This is a genomic window from Brachyspira sp. SAP_772, assembly GCF_009755885.1.
In the GTDB taxonomy this organism is placed as follows: Bacteria; Spirochaetota; Brachyspiria; order Brachyspirales; family Brachyspiraceae; genus Brachyspira.
Window position 1 is genome coordinate 1 of the sequence record NZ_VYIX01000242.1, and the last position, 634, is coordinate 634.

The 634-nt window shown below is 19.2% G+C and carries 1 protein-coding gene; it reads left to right on the top strand.

Annotated features, from left to right (window positions below):
• Positions 1-333: 333 nt before the first annotated feature.
• On the top strand, positions 334-634 hold a 301-nt coding region (locus GQX97_RS13805; protein WP_157152331.1), incomplete at its 3' end, for a radical SAM protein.

Consider the following 634-nt stretch of genomic DNA (forward strand, 5'->3'; position numbering starts at 1 on the left):
AAATTTATATACTTTTTAAATAATTATAAAATATATGATTAAAGTTTTCAGAAATGTTTAGATAAAGTTTTATATAGCAAAAAGTATAAATCTAGTTAAAATATTATTATAAATTAGGTTTAAAAAAATAAAACATATGTTATAATGAAGAATAGTCATATATGCTTTTATGATAGAGTATAAATTTAAATAATGTATAAAAAATAAGGATAAATTTACTTTATACATATTGAATTAGTTATTGTAATATTTTTTATATAAAAATAGGAAGTTGTATATATTTATGTTTATTATATACAGACAATGCTTTTGTAAATATATTCAGGAGTTTTTATGATAGAAAATTATGATTCAAAAATTGATGAAGTAAATATGGAAAATGTAGTTTTCCATGGTATAAATAAAGATGATTTTTTATTTATAGATTGGATAATTTTAGATGGATGCAATTATAGATGTTCATATTGTTTTGGTCAGAGTTCTCTTGATAAATCACAATTTGTTCCAGTAGAGAAGTTAAAGCATGCTGTTGATCAAATATTTAAAATAAATAGAAAAACATATATTTTTAATATTCTTGGTGGTGAACCAACTTTTTATCCATATTTAATGGATCTAGTGAGTTATATAGATT